This is a genomic window from Mesorhizobium sp. M6A.T.Cr.TU.017.01.1.1 (genome assembly GCF_004023115.1).
GTDB lineage: Bacteria > Pseudomonadota > Alphaproteobacteria > Rhizobiales > Rhizobiaceae > Mesorhizobium > Mesorhizobium mediterraneum.
The window spans coordinates 18,592-35,779 of record NZ_RZTA01000065.1 but is presented as its reverse complement, the minus strand read 5'-3'; the positions used below and the strand labels follow the sequence as shown (position 1 = coordinate 35,779).

Genomic DNA, 17,188 nt, shown 5'->3' with positions numbered 1-17,188 from the left:
TACCTCAACAAAGCACTAGGAACCGCCATGAACGCCATCGCTCGGCAAAGCACGGTCACCGACCTGATTGAGGAATACGACCAGAAGCGCGCCGCCATGGATGCCGAGGTCCGGTCATTCGAGGCCGCTTACACCCGCCTAGAAATGGCGGCCTGCATCCAAGGCAAGTTCGTCGGCCCCGTCTCTCAACACCGCCCCTACGTCAACGCTGATAGCCTCAAGCGCAATCTGTGCAAATCCGGCTGGAAGGCTATCTATGACCGCCTACAGATTGACCGAATCGCCAGCGCTCGGGATCGCAAGCTTTTCGACCAGACGGTTGAGAACCCGCCGGATCTGACCTTCGACAACGCCAAGGCAACGTTCGGCGACTATCTGGAACGGCCACGCCATCACATATTGCGTGGCCTCGCCGAGGTCTTCGCCGATCTCGACCCCGCCTACAAATCGCATTCCAAGGTCAAGATTGGCGTAAAGGGTCTGCCCAAGCGGGTGATCCTGTCGAGCTTCGGGAGCTATTTCGGAACCTACGGCCGGGACAAACTACGCGACATCATCAACGCGCTCGCCGCCTATCGCGGGCAACCGCTCATGGAGCATGCCGAGTTCAGCGCAATCGAGGTGGCGCATAAGGCTGGCGACGATGCTGTTCTTGATGGGCGCGCCTACACCAGCGAGCCGCGATATGGAAAAACAGACGAATACCAGACCCTTGATCGCGGCATCACCATTCGAAAGTTTGGGAACGGCAACGCGCATGTTTTCTTCGCGCCCGCCACGCTGCTCGATATCAACCGCGCCCTTGCCGAGTTCTATGGCGAGGTGCTGCCAGACGCCGAAGAGGAGGACGCACAGAAGCGCCCCGGCACCGAGATAGCCAAAGACCTGCAATTCTACTGGTCGCCCCAGGCCGTCATTGAGAAGGCGCTTGACCACGCCGGCATCTATCAGCCTAGCGACTATTCGCGAGGATCAACACCGCCAGCGCATCGCGTGTTGGAACCGTCATGCGGCGACGGGCGCATCCTCGACGCCCTCACCGCGCGCGGATGCCGGCCGTTTGGTATCGAGGTGCATCCGGGTCGCGCCGCCGAAGCTCGCGCCAAGGGCCACAACATCATGACTGCCAATTTCCTCGAATGCCCGGCAAAGCCCGAATTTGATTTCGTGGTGATGAACCCGCCGTTTTACGGGCGGCACTACCTCAAGCACGTCCGCCACGCGATGAGCTTTCTTAAGCCCGGCGGCACTCTGGTTTCGATCCTGCCCGCAACCGCCTGGTACGACCATGGCGAGATCAAGGGCGATTGGCACGACTTGCCCGCCGGAAGCTTTTCGGAAGCCGGGACCAACGTGCCAACCGGCATTCTCAAAATGCGGAAACCAGCAGAAAAAGATCACGTCTAGACCGTTTGCGTATTGCAAACATGATATGCGCTATGTATATTGAGGATAACGAAACGCAAACACCGGAACCGCCGCCATGACCGACCTTTCACACCTCAACGCAATCGAAGCACGGTTGTACCGCGAACAGGTCCGGCTTGCTGCCGCGACCAACAAGGGCGAGCGCGCCTTTCGCGAAGTCCAGGTAGCGCAAGCGGAAAAGGAATTGGCGAACGAACACAAGTTCCTCGGTTCTGTGCCGGTCGCGGCGGTCGCCATGAGCGACGCCGAGTTGCTGGCGGAATTGTTGGCGTGAACCGCCAATCCATCGGCCGAGGCCTTCGCCCCATCCCCGAGGGTCCGGCCATTCTTCGCAACTGGACACTAGGAGCCCGACACATGGCCGTGACAGCCGATTCCGAAACCCAAACTGCGGAACACGCCTTGCTCGCCGCAAAGGTGCGCAACGCGGTGCTACGCGAATGCCAGGCCATCGCGCGAAGCGGTCAAGCCGAACTTGCCGAGGCGCTGGAAAAGAACGTTGTTGCCCTTTCCTACGACCAGCTTCTGCGGCTTCGCCGCGTCATCCTGGGCGCCTGACATGCAGCCGATCAATCCGCTTCGCGTCCTCGTCGCCTGTGAATTCTCGGGCACCGTCCGCAACGCCTTTCTCGCCGCCGGGCATGATGCCTGGTCATGTGATGTCCTGCCCTCGGAAGACGGCAGCAACCGCCATATCAGGGGCGACGCGACAACCATCCTTGATGACGGATGGGATCTCCTCATGGTGGCGCACCCGCCTTGCACCCGGCTTTGCAACAGCGGGGTGCGATGGTTGACGAAGGCACCGCCGGGAAAGACGGTCCCGCAAATGTGGGCCGAACTGGACGAAGGCGCCGCGCTGTTTTCGGCTTTCTGGAATGCGCCCGTTGACCGGATATGCATTGAGAATCCGGTGATGCACAAGCATGCCAAGGAAAGGATCACAAACTACGAACCTTTCGCGCAAAGCGTCCAGCCCTGGCAGTTCGGGCACGGCGAGGTGAAGCGTACCTGCTTTTGGCTGAAAAACCTTCCGCCTCTTACGCCGACCGACGTCGTTGAGGGCCGGGAACAGCGGATCGCCAAGCTATCGCCGGGCGCGGACAGATGGCGGGAGCGCTCCCGCTTCTATCCCGGCATCGCCGCCGCCATGGCGGACCAATGGGGCGGCCTGCAGCCCATCAACAGACTTGCCGAGGCGGCGTGATGGCGGCGCTCAAGCACGTCGTCGGCGAGTTCTATTTCCGCGTCGACTACGATGAAGAAACGGGCAAGGTCGAGATAGACGAATACGGCCTGCGGTCGATCATCAAAGGCCGCGCTTATTTCACGGCCAAGGCCGCATTCACATGGGGCAAGAGATCAACGAAGCACGGCGACTTCGGATGGTTGCCGAATATCCCCGCTTGGGCGAGATCCGCAGAGCGCATCGGCAGCGACTACATCAAACGATACGCCAAAACGAAGGCGCAAGCTCTGCGGGCCGCCATCGCCGAAAGGAGGCGCTATCGGAAGGGCTGCACCCTTTCCGACGCTATCGCCGAGTGCGACGCCGAGATCGCCGCTTTGCAGGCTAGATTAAAGAGGACTCGAACATGACCCGCCGCGACCCGCCCCTCAAAATATGCCCGGCGTGCTTCCTCGTCTACCCGACCGCAACAGCGCGGTGCACCTGTTGCGGAACCGCCTTGACTAAGCGGGAGCGCGATAAAGACGCCGCCCCGCTTGAAACCGCCGAGGCCCGCGTCGCCAGGGTGAAGCGCACCCCGGTCGGGCTGCTGACCCCTAACGAAATCGAATTGCTGGACCCCGATGGGCAGATCTACGCCCACCGCTTCCAAGCCCGCGTCGCCACAGAGGCGGGGTGCCCCGGCCATCAACGCGCGGAGACCTCGACACAGGACCAAGCGAGGCGGGGCGATCATCGCGGCGCCTGCATCCATTGTGGAAAGGACATGAGCTATGACTCCGGAGACTGAAAATCGGGCCGCGAAGGTGGACCGAGCGAAAGAGAAGCTGAAGCTCTGGTTTTTCCGCGATATGAACGATGAGCAGCGGCTAAAGCTTTTCAGCCTTTTCGGACTGCCCACGGATGAAATCGGCAAGACGCACGGCCACCAGTCACACGCGTTGAAGCATGTTCTCAACGCCCTCACCGGTTCTTCCCTCGCCCCTGCCACCCGGGCGATGCCTGGAGATACGGTGGAGGTGCCGCGCGAGCCGACTGAGGCGATGCTGCACGCGGTCTCAGGGATGAGCTTCAGCGGTCCATATCTAGGATCAAACGACGCTCGGGATATCTGGGACGCCATGGCGGCGGCGTCGCGTTAACCAACTTTAGCGAACCGTTAAGTATAGCGCCTCACATACTTGTGTTCACAAATTGTTACCGAATGGAACACCTGTTGCCGGCTCCTTTCTTTGTGATAGAAGCGAGCCGGGCTTAGCAACCCTGATCGAGACTGAGGCGCATCACGCGCCGAGACGTGCGAACGCTTAGCGGCGCCGCACACCCTGGCTTTTGGCCGGGGGCGGCGCGCGCATGTCCAGTGCTGCGAGAGCGGCTAAAGGCGCGTCGGCTCGTCGTCTCGATGAGTTGCTAACCCCCGGCTTGGTGCCACGACGCAACAATCCGAAAAAATGGGCGTTTAAGTTTAGCTATGGTGATCGTTTGAGTTCAACGATTTCGCTTGAGTTATGCTTTGATCCCTTGTACGAACAGAACAGGAACAAATTCCTACCTCGCATGCAGTGCCTTTCTCATTAAAGAACCGGGGCCGCGCGCCTCAAGAGGAAAAACCGTGACACATGCCAGCCCGCAAACCACCTTCCGCAACATCGCCGAACAGCGGGCCGGGCACGCGATCCGCGTTTATACCGGCGGCGTCTTCATCGGCCGAGGAGGCATGAAGGTGGGGCCGCTTCGCCCCTTTCGCGACGAAGAGGATGGCGCCCCCAATGATGCAGTCGGGAGGTCCGCATGGTTCATCGCCGAGGGTATCGGCGCCTATGATAAGTACGGCTGCATCCTGTCCGGTCACATCCACGAAAGCGAACTGGATTGCGTCTCCGTCTGGGAGCCTATCCCGTTGAAATTGATCGCTGAAATCTGCGGAAACCCCCTTGCCTTCTGATATTCGTAATGTATATTGCGAATACCAACAAGGGAATGCAGCGCCATGATCACCTTCAGGAAGTCAGACAAGAGCGACGGTCAGTTCGTGTACGATGCCGATGAGCTCATTGGCATCGTCCGGAAGGATGAGGCGTGGACCGTTCGCGGGACTCGCGTCTCTTGGCTTGCATACCGCAAGGGCACGTACATCGGCTCTGCTGAGACGCGCGGTGATGCGGCTAAGCTTCTGGCTATTCTTCGGGCCGGTAAGTGACCGGCCTTTTATTTCGCCCTAGTGTTTGCAAAACGCAAACACATCGCCTATCATTCGTTGACGGATTGGAGATCAGACATGACCATTCAAACCTATCATTTCACCGACGCCGAACTCGAAGAGCCGGCGGTGACCTCAAAAGACGTTGGCATGGTTGCCCTTGGGCTCATCCTCGGAACTGGCGCCCTCGCCATCTTCCTCGCCGCCGTCATGTTCGGCGGTGCCCTCGGCGCCATGATGTTCGGCTTCAAACTCTAAAGGATCAAACGATGACGACCCAAGCGGTTCAAGAATCCTTGAGCGGCGCCCATGCGCCGATGTCCAAGGTGTTCCCCGGCAAGATCACCACAACAGTAGGCACCCGAAACGCCTACGTCCAAAGCGATGGCGACGTCGTTGTCATGTGTGTCGGTGAGGACGCCGAGGAGCGCGCCAAGACGGTGGCCCGCGCCATCGCCTCGCATGACAAGCTGGTCGCAATGGTGCAGTTGCTTGAGCCATCTTGGGGCGACCGTGGCGTCCGCGTCACGATCACGCCGGATGCGTTTAACCGCCTTGACCGGCTTTTGCGTCCGCCGCTCGGCATGTCCCATCTGCAGCAGTTCGGTCGTGCGGTGCGCCCGGTCCCGGTCATTGACCGCAAACTATCCGACGAAGAGCTTCAAGAACTGATCTCGACGGGAGCCAGCGAGGTCGTCTTTATGCCGTCAACCGCCGATGACGAGGCGCCAGGCGAAGCCGACCATCTTTGCAAGCTGGCGCTCGCCGAGGTTATCGAGGAATGCGACGCGGTGCGGGCCGAACTAAAGGCCACCGGTCACGCTCATGAAGGGCACCCGCTGCACCGACTTGTCGATGCCGCCATTGACCGCCGCGAGGAAGTCGACGCCCTAAAGGAACGTCTCGCCCGTATCAGGTTCGTGGCGGCCTAGCCTGCCCGGTTCCCGTAGGCGCGGACGATTCCGTTTGCCTTGCCCTGGCACGGGTAACACGGCCGCTCGCATTTGCTATCGCAGATCATTAGCGCGACCTCGGCGGCCGTTGGCTTCGCCGAGGCCGTTATAAGTTTCAAGGCGACGAACATCGCCGTTTCCGACGACAGCGTCACCCGCTTCCCCGCGTTGGCGCGCGTCATCATGAGCGCGGCTAGCTCGGCCTCATCAGCCCATCGCCTCGGCATCGTCTCTTCCGAATGAATTTATTCCTATGTGTACACATCAGGAACATCGGTCAAGACCGGCGCAACAAAAACGCGTCGCCCGCGTTGCCGTTTGATGCGACGAGAATCAAAGAATGCGGACACACCGAGGCGGCCACCAACCAACAACGCGGGGACCGGCTACAAGGGCGTTGATCGTGACGACCCCTATAAGGACGAAGCGAAGCATTTTCAGATCTGCCCGGCCTGCGGCCAAGAAATGGATATGCGGGATCTCGGCGAAGCTCTTCACCACGGCACGCCAGGCCACAAGCCTTTGAGGTACGTTAGCGCCACTCCGCGATTTCGAAGTTGCCGTCGTTCCGGGCGGTGAGCTTGAACGTGAAGTCGGTGTAGACGTTGTCGGTTCCATCGTCCGGCCCGCACCACGCCTTCATGACGGCGCCTCGGGCGTCCTGGCCCTTCCCTGACACCATCTTGACCACGGGGCAGTTATACCCCTGTTCTTGAATGAGCGCCGTTGCCGCCTTCGACATGGCTGGTGTCATCACCATTTCTTCGGCGCCGGCCGAGGTGGAGCCTAGGGCGAGGATCGCGGCAAGGATCTTGTTCATGACGGGAACCTAGCGTCGGTCCTACCTGGCGCGCAATACGGCCAAGACCAAAAAAGCCAGGCGTGGTTAGCGCCTGGCTTCTAATATCTCCAAGGGAATCAGCGGTCCTTACCCCTTGGCCGTAGCTGTCGCTAATGGTCAGCCCTGATGTAGCTTCTATCGCTTCGTTCACCGAACGCCGCGAGGTGCCGCGCTGGATGGGATTTCAGTTCGCCTTGGTGAAGTCGAGATAGAATTCCTCGCCCTCGGCGAACGTGCCGATCAACGCGGGATTGACCACCGTAAGTGACAGCATTCCGGAAGGCGAAAAGCGGGAATAGGTGTTGTTTTCGTCGCTTCCATCGGCCGGGTACTTCGAGGCGGAAACCGGGTTGAAGTAGAGCGTTTCCTGCCCATTGTGCCGTTTGTCGATATGATTGAGACGCATTTTAGCTCGCATCGCGGCCATGTCTAAACTCTCCAATCGTGAAGAAAAGCCCGGCGCTAAGCCGGGCTCGGGGTGCATTCGTAGCTGTCAGCTTTGCCAGGGAACCGCGAAAGTTCGGTGGCGGCCGATGATGGCCGGCGAGGTGGCGCTGTAGACGGCGAAGTAAACGGAGGCGGTGCTTTCGGCGCCGCTGGCCCGCGTTCGGCTCGAGTCTTCCGAGGCCGTGGCGATGACGAGATCCGCCGGAACCGCGATGTCGGCCGGCGGGTGTTCCATGCTGGCGGCGGTAACGGTGACGCGTTCGAACTCGAAAGCCGGCGCTGACACCGCCGAAAAGGCGAGCGTGGCGACGGCAAGTGCAGACATGAGAAGAAATCTTGCCTTGTTCATCTGTTCCTCTTTTCGCCGGAATTGGCGAAGGTTTGTTGCCAGGGGAATCAACTGCCTTACCCCCTAGCCGTAGCTGCTTCTCGCCGAGTCGTTCCACCGGGCTGTGCAGTGCTTTTGCGAACTGAGTAGACGCGAGTCGTTTGCGTTTTGTCAACGCTCATTCGTCGTCTTCGCCTGGCTCCCGTTCCCCGAGCAAGGCGTTAAGCGGAACCGTGACAAACGGCGTGTTGATGCCGCTCGAAAAGTACCGGTTCCCCTTGCCGCTGTAGGCGCCAGGGATCGCCTTGAGGATGTCCCGGTACTTGGTGGACGCCCATTCCGTGGACCTCAACACAAGCCGCTTGAAGCTTTCGTGCGAGGTGGTGATGTCCACCATGAGGCCGGACTCCGCGCCATGCCAAACCCTGATCCCCATGCGCGCCAGCGCGGCAACAGCGGACCCCTTTTTCTTGTTCGGTTCCTTGGTGCCGTAGCCATCATTCGAGGGCAACATATCGGCGGCGTAGGCGGCGAGCTCGAGAAGCTCACCGACCGTCCGCTCCCAGGTCCCGCCCTCCGGGGTGTTGTGGCGGACAAGATAGCCGGTGATGTGCTGCAGGAACCGGTCGGAGTCCTTGGTTGCGCCCTTCGCGCTGTGATCGGTCCAGTCGTTGCCACGAAGCCATTCCAGCGCCATTTCAACCGTGACCGGCTTCGTGGTGTTCAACAGATAGGCGCCGGCAAGCATTGGTCCCAACTGGTCACCTAGGCGCTGACTGCCGAGGTGTTGAGCCGCCGCGACGGTGAAGACATCAACATAGGCGCGAAGCGTGGGCAGATGCTTGATCGTCCTCGCCAGTAGCCGTTTCGAGAAAGCCGGTGTCAGAAGGTCCACGATATCGGACAACAGCTTTTCATAGTGCTTTTTATTGATCGCCTTCTCTTCGTCTGTGTCCTGTGCGGGGTCCGCGAGCGTCAATTGCGTGATCCGGGATTCGTCCGCGTAGCCTTCGATTTGCGTGACGATGGACGCGAACACAAACATAGACCTCGCCCTGAAACCCTTCGTTTTTTGGTTCGCGGTTCCTTTGAGAATGAGGCCGTCGCCTTCGGACGCCGCGACGCGCGCGAGATCCATGATTGCCCGTATCCGGTTTTGATTGTTCTGATCTTTCGGCTCCACCTCGTCAAAGATGATGGGCAACGCATCCATGCCAAGCGCCCCACGCACACCGGCTTCCGTGGTGTTGCCGACAACGCTTAGAGCGGTGGCGGCGAGGCAGCGTTTCACAATCTGATCCATCACGGTCGACTTGCCGGAACCCGAGGGACCATTGACCCAAACGTGAGGCCGCCATTTCAGGAAGCCACACACCGGGGCGACGACGCACCATCCCGCGAGCAAGTAGCCGGACAGCGGGGAAACCCACCTCAGGCTCTTGGAAAGCGCCAGGAACTTCCTTGCCTCGGCGGTCGAGATAGGCGCATCCATTTCGACGGCCATGGACTCGCCTTCGTCATAAACGAACCGGCTCTTGTGATCGTGAAACGATGTTTCCTCGCCGTCCACAATGAGGCGGTCGCCGGCATGATAGATCGCGGTTTCGCCTTCGAACCAGGCACCTCGGCCCCGCACCGAATTGTGCGGCACGAACTTGCGGCGGAACATGCAAGCCTGCATGCAAGCGTTGATCGCGGCTTGCCAGTCGACGCCAGTTTTCGCGCCCGGAAATTCGGACTCCCACCATTGCAGCTTCGCGAGCCGCATCATGTTCGAAGATGACAGCGCCGAAGCGTTGAGTCCGATGACTTGCGCCACGTTCGCGGGCTGAAAAAACAGCATGGTTTCGTCAACGCCGAGGCAGCGGAAATGAGGATCGCCGAAGCTTGCCAGCGGGTGCTCGACCTCGCCATCGGCGCCGCGTGGGCTCCCGCCTCGGGTGTCATCCTCGCCGCCATGGTCTTGGTCGTCCGGATGGTATCCGCCGTCATCCTCGGCCGGCGGCGGGTTGCTTTCGTTCGGCCCGACCGGCGGATCAACCACGGCGGCGATAACAGCGCGAACCCGGTCAAGGCCGTATTTCTGCGCGAGGTCATCGAAGTCGGTTAGCTCGATATCGGCGGCGTCGAACTCGGGGAACGCCACGATACCACCAACGGTGTCCGCTGCATCGCGTGCCTTGGTGAGGCCGGGATTCATCCGGCCGTCCGGCATCGGGGTAAGCCGGTCATTGTCCGCCGCGAAGAGTAGCCGGGACTCCGGATACTTCGCACGGATCGCCTTCGATACAGACGCCAGGTTGCCGGCGTCGAATGCAACAATGGTGAGGAAGCCTGTTGCCTCATGGACTCGAGCGCCGGTGCTGTAGCCCTCGGCTATGGCGATAACAGCGCCAGGCTCTTCCGGTTTCTTGCCGATGGAATGGTAGTTCCCTTCCTTCGCGGTGCCCTTGAGAAAGCGTTTCGTTCCGTCATTGCCGATAAGCTGGACACTGACAAGCGCGCCGGCCGGCGTGTAGATCGGGACGACAAGGGAGCCGGCCCGAGCGGTGCGGGTGTCTTCCTCGGGGTCGATGACGTAACGCACATTTGTCTTGAGGTGCCTGAGACCAGGGAACGGCGGCAAGCGCTTCCTCGCCAGGTAGGCGTGAGTTGCCGGCGCCTTCTCGGTTACCGCCATGATGGCGGTTGCGGCGGCGGTAGCAGCGGCGTGCAGCGCGGCGCGCTCTTCGTCCCGCTGGCGTTGCGTATCCACCATGCGTTGTTTCAGGGCGGCCCGTTCCGCCGGGGTCATTGAGGACGGCCGCTTCTCCGTCCATGTGTCCTGTACTCCGGTTTGCAGATCGCCGAAGGCGCCGGACGCCGGGGAGTCCAGATGCAAGACATACCATATGTGCTGATTTTTGGCTTTTGCTTTTCCCTGGGCGTTGGCGCGGTGTATCTTGCCGTCCGCTATGGGATGTGACGAGCCGCGCGTGCTCGCGGTGTCCAGATAGACGCCGGCCGACCGCATCGCCTCAATGAATTCGAGGATCTTCTTTTCGTCACTGTCTGCCACGATACGCCTTGATTGTTTCGAGCGCTTCCGCTTCGCTTCTTATGATCGTTCCGATGCCGCCGGCCGCCGCGACGAATTCGGCGAAATGGGATTGCTTCGGTGTGGCTCGGCCCTTTCCGTCTTTCACCTCCCATGATGCGAAGACGGCGACCCGCCTGCCGACCATGTCCTGGGTGATTTCAATTGTGTTGAGGCCGATGATATCGCCGGACCCCTCGCAAAGGCCGGCCTTGATTGGATAAGCGTCAAGCACGACTCGCTCGCCGCCCCGCGCACGGTAAACCTCGCCACGCGACAACGAAAACGATTTGCCGGCCCATCCCGCCGCCGTGGTGTTTCTCCACACCGTTGCGCCCGCTTTTGACAGCGCGATCAGGCAGCGGTTCATAAGTGCGGTGCCGGTGCTCATAGTGCGAGCCCTCGCCGCTGCCGTTCCTTCCATTTCAGCCAGTCGCCGAAGGGAACGTCGGAATCGCATGCGAGATAGTCCGCGTAACGTTGCTTGCTTCGCGGAACCTTCGGCGGCGCCTCGCTGTTTTCAATGGCGGCTTTCTTGCCGGCGGGGGTGACGCGGAAGAGATCGTCGCCACCGAACATTTCAACAGCGGCTCGGCGGATCATGAACCCAAGTTCAACAAGCTCGACGCAAGCGGCGTGGTCCTTGCCACCCTCGCCGGTAACGAAGTGATCGCGGTTCGAGGTCCCGCGCCCGTATTGGTCCAAGCCAAGCGAGTGTTGCAGAATTTGAAGGTGCGCCGGTTTCATGCGTCCACCTTCGCGACCTGGCGCTCGCAAACCTCGGCGTAGTGGCGCAACACCTCGCCGGCAGCGGCGGGGCCATACCACTCGACCAACTTTACCGCGATGGTATCGAGGACACCGAAAGCGGCGGCATCAGCGGGCAGGCCGTCGCGGGCGTGAGCGGCCAGCGCGGCGGCAATCGCGACGCGGCCACCCTGGCGCACTGTGTTGTGCTTGATGGCCTCCAAATCGGTCAATTGGCCGGTTTTGATATAGTCATTGTATGATCGTGGCATCGGGCAACCTTTCATCGGACGTAGCGGGTTTGAGATTTCGACATTCGGGCGGCGTGGACGTGCTTCGCCCATCCGTGCGGGTTCTTCATTCCCCGCATCTTTCCGAGGGCGACGAGGTCGTCCAAGCTCTTCGCAGAGGCTTGTTCTTGCTTCGCGACGACGCGGGCGACGCGCTCGACCTCGGCGAGTTCACCGGCAAGCTCTTTCACCGTCCGCCCCATGGTCGGGTAGACGTGCTGGCATTGCGGGCATGTCGGGGCCGGCGGATGGACCCGGAAACAGTTCGGGCACTGGCGGGAGGTAACGGCGGGCTCGTCGTCCTCGTCTTCGTCCTTGGCCCGCTTCTTTTTCTTGTGGCCTTCAAGCGTCCATTCCCGGTCGTCATCGGGGAGGCCGTGGCCGCGCCCGCCTTGGTCCTTCGGAATACTGTTGCCGGCGTGGTCAAGAATGAGGGCGTAAGGCTTCGGCCCCGCCGCTATCGCCATGAGGCGGCCCGCCTGGGTGTCGAGGTCAAAACCTGGCGCGTAGACGGGGCGAAGGACGCGGCCGACTTGCTGCAAAAACAGCGGCAGCGAATGCGTCGGTCGCAACAGAATGGCGACCTCAATAGCCGGCAAATCGAAGCCCTCGGAAACGAGGTCCACCGATGACAGGATCTGAATTGCGCCCCGTTCATAGGCGCGAAGGATGGCGTCGCGATCCGGGGAGTCGCCGTCGATATGAGCGGCGGTGTAGCCGGCGGCTTGGAATTGCGCGACCACGCTCAAGCTGTGCTTGATGGACACGCAAAAGATCATTGCCTTGCGGCCATGGGCGAGGCGCCGGTAATGCTCGACCGCGTTGCCAGTGATGGCGGTGGCACCCATCCGCTTTTCAAGTTCGGCTTTATTGAAGTCGCCGCCGGTGCGTTTGACCCCGCCGAGATCCGGCGAGGTCGGGGCAAACATGCGATAGGTGGCGAGGTAGCCTTGCTCCATGAGCCAAGCCGGGCTCGGCCCCGTCACCATCCGCCCGAACCATTTCCCTAGCCCGGTACCGTCCATGCGTTCCGGCGTCGCGGACAGCCCTACGATTTTGGATTTCTTGCTCGCGTATTCCTCAATGATGTCGGCCCACGATTTCGCCCCGGCGTGGTGGGCCTCATCCGGCACGTAGAGGTCGGGCGCGCCGTATCGGTCCATCCGCTTGCCGAGCGTTTGGATACTGGCGATCTGCACAGGTTGACGGCGGTCGCCAGTCATGCCCGAAGCAATGATGCCGTAGGGGATCCCGACCTTGTCGAAGGTGAGCGCGGTTTGCTTGATAAGCTCGCGCCGGTGGACGCCGAACACGACCCGCTTCCCGCGCTTCGCCGCAGAGGATGCCATGAAGGCGGCGAGGCCGGTTTTCCCGCCGCCTGTTGCCATCTGGACAAGAACGGAATTCACCTCGCGAAGCGCGTCCCGCGCCTCGACAATGAGCTCTTGCTGGTAGGGGCGAAGGACGAAGGCCATCAAATGACCTCCGTTTGCAAATCGTCAACACTAAAGTCGACCTCGCACGATTCGGAGCACCCACCCGCCAGGTCGAGGGCCAAGGGTCCAAAGAGATCTTGCTGGTATTCGCGCGAGTCATCAGACGCGAGTTTGAAACGAGTCGTTCTAGCCAACTCGCGGATATCCGCGACAGACCTATTCTCCCGGAAAAATACACGGGGGCCATCGCCGGCCCCGGCGTGCGCATAATCCCGCTCCATGCGTTCGAAGAAATCAAACGCGCTCGGGTTTTCCTTCATGATCGTGAAGAGCTTGCGGAAAGACTTTTTCCAGCAGGCGCGGCAATTGCCTTGGTAGCCCTTCAGCCCCAAGCGAAACGGCATGTTTCGCCAGAACTCATTTACGTCAATCTTGCGATGCGGCCAGCGAGAGACAAACGGATAAATCAGCCGTTGCTTGCGGGCATCCTTCGACATGCGGTCGAATTCATCGATCCGGATGCCTATTGCTGTGTCGTAAGAACCTGGCTCCCATCCTAGGTATTCCCTGGCGAAAGCACGTATGGGGTATGCTTTGAGTTCGCGGGTGCAGAGCGGGAACGCCTTGTTAGGTATCCCATGCTTTGCGACTACGGATTCGAAGATTTCGCCGCTTCGGTGAGCGGAGGCAAAATCCACCTTCTCAAATCTAGTCCCTTGCCCTCGGGTCGGGTTGATCTTGGCCTCAACGTAGTGGACGCCAAGACCGAACGCCTGGTCGCAAGTGTCAATGAAGACAAGGGTTTCTTCGTTCTCTTCCGAGGTGTTGGCAAAGACGGTTTCGATCCGGTCATACTCGTTGCCAAGGCGCTCTTTGCAAATCTTAGCCATTAGCGCGGAAGTCTCACCGCCAGAGAAGCTAACCAGGAGTCGCCGCTCTTCCATCACGCCGCCACGGCCTCACGAGAGCCGACCACGATGGCGTCACGCACGGCTCGGCGCTCGACCGGCGTGCCTGTCCCGGCGGTGGCGATGGCGTGAAATGTGCAGTAGGGCCGCCGGCTTTCAGGAATCCGCGGCGCCCCGCAAAACAGTGAAGTCGCGACGTCAAACTCTTCGTGATGGCCCCAAAGCGGGAACTCGCATCCGCATGAGGTGAGTCGGCCATTCGGAACGCCGGGATAGCCTGGCGCCTTCTCGGGAAACTTCACCTTGAACGGCTTCGGCGCCGGGCTTTCCACTTGCGGCGGCGCCGCTGTCCTTTTAAATCGCGTCTTGCCGTGGCCCCGAGGGCGGAACAAGACCGGGTTGCGCCTCGCGAGGCCGTAAAGTTCCTCGGGCGAAGAACCGACCACACCAGCGATCTCGGTTCCGGTCATTCCACTCGACCAAAGGCGTGCCGCCTCGGCCTTGTTTTCGGCTGTCCATTTCATGTGATTTCCTTCGAAGTGTTTGCGTTTCGTCAACACTCAGTGCGTGGCAATAGCCAGTTCGCGCGCTGCATTTATTTTCGTGACGTGGGCGACGGTTGCCTCGCCGAAGAGCGGAAGCCCCTCGGCCGGTTCCGGCTCCGTCCTGGCCCGTTTCTTGGCGTCCGGGCCGGCGAGCACAAGCGACATGCGTTTCGCGATATCGCGTTGGTATTCTTCCTCGCGTTCTATCAGGATGGCGTTGCAGCCTTCCCAAAACGCGGCCTCGCCCGTGGTGCCTGTTCCGGCGAACGGGTCAAGCACGGTGCCGCCCTTGCGGCAGACGAGACGGACAAGCCAGCGCATGACATCAACCGGCTTCACAGTCGGATGCATTGACCCGAGACGGTCGTCGCCGTCCGCCTTCGCAGAATAGAAAAATCGCACTGCGGAACCGGAATCGTCTCGGGGCTCGCTTTTGGCCCGCGCCTCATATTTGCCGTGGGTGTTCTTAGTGCTTTCGCTTGGCTCCCGCCCGGTGACGCGGCCTTGTGCGCCTGCAGCATTTGGGAAGGCCGCCGTTACCTCGGCGCTGCCGTCCGTGATGATGTTCGCCGGGTAGCGCCCCTCGGAAGGCCTGGCTTCACCATCTTTGCAAAGGCCGCTGTTCTCATCGGTCCATGTGCCGCCGCCAGCCGCGTTTCCGCTCCATCCTGTGACCTTCTCGGCGTCTATCTTGCAGGCGCCAACGTTGATTCCGCCGGTGCCGTGGGCAAGGATGTTCTCGGCAACGGTGCCATCAAGCGGCTTCCGGGCCATGCAGATCGGTTCCCATGCCGGTTTTAGGTTCGTGTTCCATCCCTGCCATTCGATGGCTTCCGGCGTAACAGCTTCGTCGCCGTCAACCATGTGATCGGGGTCATCCATCCATGGCCGGGTGTTCCCGACGCTGCGCTGATAGGCCGGCGCCCCGCTCACCGGCTTCTTTTCGCGCTCGGCGCCGAGGTGCTTGTCGATGGCCTTCGAAACGTTGAGGCCGTGAGGCATTCCGGTGCCGTAGCACCACGCCAGCATTCCGCCGAAGGTGCTTTCCTCTAAGCATCGAAAGAACGCCTCGACCTGTTCGGCTGACAGCGTTGCCAAGAAACGGATCACAGCGGTATCGCTGGCTATCATGTTCAGCATCGAGTCCCGGACTTCGAAGCCGGCGGCGTCAATGGCGGCAGTCATGTGGTGATAGGTACGGGTGCCAGAAAAGGCGACGAGGAAGCCGCCAGGTTTCAGGACGCGAAGAACGTCGCGCCAGAATTCGGGGTCAAACGCGACCTCGCCGGTATCCCATTGCTTCCCCATGAACCCCCGGCCGAGGCGAGCGAAGGCGCCATCCTTGCCATGTTGAGCAGGCGCCGCATTCTCGCCGCCGAACCGCTTCCGGATGGATTCAAGTGCGTAAGGCGGATCTGTCACAACGGCGTCGACAGAGTTGTCCGGCAACGATTTGAGTCGCTCCCGGCAGTCGCCGGAAAGCAGCGAGACGCGGCCGTCCAAGAATTCGGTGTTGCCCATCATGTCAGAACAGATCCCCTTGATTTGGAGGTGGTGGCGCCGGTGCCGCCGGTGCGGGCTCGACACGGTGCTCGGGCTGGTGAAGCGTTTGCGTTTCGTCAACACGATGCGCAAAGCAACGCCAGTTCCCGAGCCGCCCGACCCGTATTTTCACGTTGTAACCGAAGCTTGCGGACTTACCGCAGACCTCGCATCTAAAGTCCCAAAGTCTGCCCTCGGCATCCACGTTTGCTACAATCCGATAAACGTTGACATAATGCAAACACTTTCGGTTTACAAACGCAAGCCCAGAAATGGCCGCAATCGAAAGATCAACTCGGAAAAATTTTAGAGAAATCCAATTTGATTCCCCGCTGTGCCGCTATTTTGAGCAGTTTCGACATGTAGGCGGCAGGGATTGTTCCGCCCATTCCATCGGGGCGGCGCTCTAAATTGTCCCATCCTGTTACGGTTGATCGGCTCACGCCGAGCAGACGTGCCAGTTCGGCACGCTTGCCCTCTGCGAACAATTCCGTGACATATTGCAAAGGGGAATTAACTGTCATCGTTGATATCGTTTGCTAAATGTTAACAAGTTTGGTATGGCAAGCTGAAGAAAGTGCATGAGTGAGGGAATGAGTTGATGAAACCCAATGTTGATTGGTTTCGCCGGAAGCTTGAAGAGCACCGGCTTTCGCAATCCGGTCTTGGCCGAATGCTCGATATCGACAGGTCCACAATGAGCATGCTCCTGTCCGGCAAGCGGAAGCTCAAGCTTGAGAAGGCCGCCGACATGGCCCGGATACTTGGCGTCACCGTCTCCGACGTCATTGAAAACATGGGCATCCGAGTCGATGGCATCAAAGCCGGCGACGTCTCGGCGCCTCACCTCCTGCCGTTCGAAGGCTGGATTGACGAGAGTGCCCGCGTCCACAGCGAGCCCGGCGCGAGGCGAAAGAGAATCGACATCGGTGTCAGCGTCGAGCCCGGCGCAACCGCGTTTCAATTCAGGACACCTCAATCCAACATGGATGTCCTCGACGGCTGGATCGTGGTGTCCGGCGCGAGGCGGGAGCCCGACGACAGGATGGTCGGGCGGGGATGCGTTGTCGGCACGAAGGACGGGGAAATATTGCTGCGCACGATTCGGCGCGGCTACACTCCTGGCAGCTACAATCTTCTTCGCCTCGGCACCGCCGAACCAAAGGAAGCGGAGATTGAGTGGTACGCGCCGATCCTGCTGATGAAGCCCGCGTCGGCCTGATAAAACCGCTGGTCGGTTAATAACTTCGAATTTTAT

At 60.4% G+C, this 17,188-nt stretch carries 24 protein-coding genes; 12 read left to right on the top strand and 12 right to left on the bottom strand.

The features are described 5' to 3' along the window. The 11 genes from EOB36_RS20515 to EOB36_RS20465 form a co-directional block, all read left to right on the top strand. Positions 1 to 1,407 (top strand): DUF4942 domain-containing protein (locus EOB36_RS20515; RefSeq protein ID WP_348631806.1); only part of this gene is annotated, 1,407 nt, incomplete at its 5' end. 76 nt (positions 1,408 to 1,483) lie between these two features. Beyond that, positions 1,484 to 1,702 (top strand): hypothetical protein, encoded by a 219-nt coding sequence (locus EOB36_RS20510; protein WP_065012462.1) that lies wholly within the window; start codon positions 1,484 to 1,486, stop codon positions 1,700 to 1,702. Between the two features lie 83 nt (positions 1,703 to 1,785). Continuing rightward, entirely contained in the window at positions 1,786 to 1,986 is a 201-nt protein-coding gene (locus tag EOB36_RS20505; protein WP_128285583.1) for a hypothetical protein, read from the top strand. Position 1,987: 1 nt separating this feature from the next. After that, positions 1,988 to 2,635, top strand: a complete 648-nt coding sequence (locus EOB36_RS20500) for a hypothetical protein (protein ID WP_128285582.1) — start codon at positions 1,988 to 1,990, stop codon at positions 2,633 to 2,635. Continuing rightward, positions 2,635 to 3,027, top strand: a complete 393-nt coding sequence (locus EOB36_RS20495; protein ID WP_128285581.1) for a hypothetical protein — start codon at positions 2,635 to 2,637, stop codon at positions 3,025 to 3,027. The genes EOB36_RS20500 and EOB36_RS20495 overlap by 1 nt, the downstream gene beginning before the upstream one ends. Further along, positions 3,024 to 3,407, top strand: a complete 384-nt coding sequence (locus EOB36_RS20490; protein ID WP_128285580.1) for a hypothetical protein — start codon at positions 3,024 to 3,026, stop codon at positions 3,405 to 3,407. The genes EOB36_RS20495 and EOB36_RS20490 overlap by 4 nt, the downstream gene beginning before the upstream one ends. Then, on the top strand, positions 3,391 to 3,759 hold the full coding sequence (locus EOB36_RS20485; RefSeq protein WP_128285579.1) for a hypothetical protein: 369 nt from the start codon (positions 3,391 to 3,393) through the stop codon (positions 3,757 to 3,759). Before EOB36_RS20490 ends, EOB36_RS20485 begins: the two co-directional genes overlap by 17 nt. Before the next feature lie 359 nt (positions 3,760 to 4,118). Continuing rightward, positions 4,119 to 4,562 carry a hypothetical protein gene (locus tag EOB36_RS20480; RefSeq protein ID WP_128285578.1) on the top strand — a complete coding sequence of 148 codons (444 nt, stop codon included), beginning with the start codon at positions 4,119 to 4,121 and terminating at the stop codon, positions 4,560 to 4,562. 45 nt (positions 4,563 to 4,607) lie between these two features. Then, positions 4,608 to 4,817 carry a hypothetical protein gene (locus EOB36_RS20475; RefSeq protein ID WP_128285577.1) on the top strand — a complete coding sequence of 70 codons (210 nt, stop codon included), beginning with the start codon at positions 4,608 to 4,610 and terminating at the stop codon, positions 4,815 to 4,817. A gap of 78 nt (positions 4,818 to 4,895) precedes the next feature. Next, complete coding sequence (locus EOB36_RS20470) at positions 4,896 to 5,075, top strand: hypothetical protein (RefSeq protein ID WP_128285576.1); 180 nt, start codon at positions 4,896 to 4,898, stop codon at positions 5,073 to 5,075. An 11-nt stretch (positions 5,076 to 5,086) separates the two neighbouring features. After that, positions 5,087 to 5,749 carry a hypothetical protein gene (locus EOB36_RS20465; protein WP_128285575.1) on the top strand — a complete coding sequence of 221 codons (663 nt, stop codon included), beginning with the start codon at positions 5,087 to 5,089 and terminating at the stop codon, positions 5,747 to 5,749. A 553-nt stretch (positions 5,750 to 6,302) separates the two neighbouring features. Here the strand turns inward: EOB36_RS20465 and EOB36_RS20455 are convergent. From EOB36_RS20455 to EOB36_RS20400, 12 genes are all read right to left on the bottom strand, one after another. Continuing rightward, positions 6,303 to 6,590 carry a hypothetical protein gene (locus EOB36_RS20455; RefSeq protein ID WP_128285573.1) on the bottom strand — a complete coding sequence of 96 codons (288 nt, stop codon included), beginning with the start codon at positions 6,588 to 6,590 and terminating at the stop codon, positions 6,303 to 6,305. 205 nt (positions 6,591 to 6,795) lie between these two features. Next, positions 6,796 to 7,038: a hypothetical protein gene (locus EOB36_RS20450; protein WP_128285572.1), complete on the bottom strand. Its 243-nt coding sequence runs from the start codon at positions 7,036 to 7,038 to the stop codon at positions 6,796 to 6,798. 66 nt (positions 7,039 to 7,104) lie between these two features. After that, entirely contained in the window at positions 7,105 to 7,407 is a 303-nt protein-coding gene (locus EOB36_RS20445; protein WP_128285571.1) for a hypothetical protein, read from the bottom strand. A 157-nt stretch (positions 7,408 to 7,564) separates the two neighbouring features. Continuing rightward, positions 7,565 to 10,444, bottom strand: coding sequence for a toprim domain-containing protein (locus EOB36_RS20440; protein WP_128285570.1), 2,880 nt, complete (start codon positions 10,442 to 10,444; stop codon positions 7,565 to 7,567). Then, positions 10,431 to 10,853: a hypothetical protein gene (locus EOB36_RS20435; protein ID WP_128285569.1), complete on the bottom strand. Its 423-nt coding sequence runs from the start codon at positions 10,851 to 10,853 to the stop codon at positions 10,431 to 10,433. Before EOB36_RS20435 ends, EOB36_RS20440 begins: the two co-directional genes overlap by 14 nt. Next, entirely contained in the window at positions 10,850 to 11,209 is a 360-nt protein-coding gene (locus EOB36_RS20430) for a hypothetical protein (RefSeq protein ID WP_128285568.1), read from the bottom strand. The genes EOB36_RS20435 and EOB36_RS20430 overlap by 4 nt, the downstream gene beginning before the upstream one ends. Further along, positions 11,206 to 11,481 carry a hypothetical protein gene (locus EOB36_RS20425; protein ID WP_128285567.1) on the bottom strand — a complete coding sequence of 92 codons (276 nt, stop codon included), beginning with the start codon at positions 11,479 to 11,481 and terminating at the stop codon, positions 11,206 to 11,208. The genes EOB36_RS20430 and EOB36_RS20425 overlap by 4 nt, the downstream gene beginning before the upstream one ends. An 11-nt stretch (positions 11,482 to 11,492) precedes the next feature. Beyond that, a complete protein-coding gene (locus tag EOB36_RS20420) occupies positions 11,493 to 12,974 on the bottom strand; it encodes a DEAD/DEAH box helicase (protein ID WP_128285566.1) in 1,482 nt (493 codons plus the stop codon). Continuing rightward, a complete protein-coding gene (locus EOB36_RS20415) occupies positions 12,974 to 13,879 on the bottom strand; it encodes a phosphoadenosine phosphosulfate reductase family protein (RefSeq protein ID WP_128285565.1) in 906 nt (301 codons plus the stop codon). The genes EOB36_RS20420 and EOB36_RS20415 overlap by 1 nt, the downstream gene beginning before the upstream one ends. Then, the gene (locus tag EOB36_RS20410; RefSeq protein WP_128285564.1) at positions 13,879 to 14,367 is read right to left on the bottom strand and encodes a hypothetical protein; all 489 of its coding nucleotides are present in this window, start codon (positions 14,365 to 14,367) and stop codon (positions 13,879 to 13,881) included. The genes EOB36_RS20415 and EOB36_RS20410 overlap by 1 nt, the downstream gene beginning before the upstream one ends. A 36-nt stretch (positions 14,368 to 14,403) precedes the next feature. Next, the gene (locus EOB36_RS35255; protein ID WP_245467845.1) at positions 14,404 to 16,014 is read right to left on the bottom strand and encodes a DNA methyltransferase; all 1,611 of its coding nucleotides are present in this window, start codon (positions 16,012 to 16,014) and stop codon (positions 14,404 to 14,406) included. Positions 16,015 to 16,220: 206 nt separating this feature from the next. Next, positions 16,221 to 16,454, bottom strand: a complete 234-nt coding sequence (locus EOB36_RS20400) for a hypothetical protein (protein ID WP_128285562.1) — start codon at positions 16,452 to 16,454, stop codon at positions 16,221 to 16,223. Between the two features lie 77 nt (positions 16,455 to 16,531). On the opposite strand from EOB36_RS20400, the gene EOB36_RS20395 reads away from it, so the two are divergent. Beyond that, a complete protein-coding gene (locus tag EOB36_RS20395) occupies positions 16,532 to 17,152 on the top strand; it encodes a helix-turn-helix transcriptional regulator (protein ID WP_126105977.1) in 621 nt (206 codons plus the stop codon). The last annotated feature ends 36 nt before the right edge of the window (positions 17,153 to 17,188 follow it).